1 protein-coding gene is annotated in these 618 nt (G+C 69.4%); it reads right to left on the reverse strand.

What is annotated here, in order from left to right:
* Positions 1 to 618, reverse strand: a 618-nt coding sequence (locus tag ACLEQD_RS44960) for a condensation domain-containing protein (RefSeq protein WP_410392001.1), incomplete at both ends; no start/stop codon positions are given.

A 618-nucleotide genomic window follows, 5' to 3' on the forward strand; every position in this document is an offset into this window, starting at 1 on the left:
GCTGCGGTTGCAGCTCCTCGACGAGCTTCTCGAAGGGCAGGTGCTGGTGCTCGTAAGCGGCCAGGGTGGTGTCGCGCACCCGGGCCAGCAGCTGCCGGAACGAAGCCTCCGGCGCGACGTGGGAGCGAAGCACGAGGGTGTTGATGAACAGGCCGATGAGGCCTTCCGTCTCTCCGCGAGTACGGCCTGCGATGGGCGTACCGACGGAGACGTCCTCCTGGCCGGAGTAGCGTGACAGCAGCACCTGGAAGGCCGCCAGCAGGGCCATGAAGGGCGTGACGCCTTCACGCTGGCAGAAGTCCGTGAGTGCATCGGACAGCGGCAGGTGCACGGGCAGGGACGCGCCGCGCTGGGACTGCACGGCGGGACGCGGCTTGTCCGTGGGCAGCTCCAGGAGGGCAGGCGCTCCCGTGAGCTGCTGCTTCCAGTACCCCAGCTGCGCCTCCAGCACCTCCCCCTGCAACCACGAGCGCTGCCAGGCAGCGTAGTCCGCGTACTGGACAGGCAGCGGGGCCACGTCCGGCGACCGCCCCTCGCGGAACGCCTCGTAGAAGGCGACGAGCTCGCGCACGAGCACGCCCATGGACCAGCCGTCGGAGACGATGTGGTGCATCGTCA

Source organism: Corallococcus sp. 4LFB, from assembly GCF_046520365.1.
GTDB lineage: Bacteria > Myxococcota > Myxococcia > Myxococcales > Myxococcaceae > Corallococcus > Corallococcus caeni.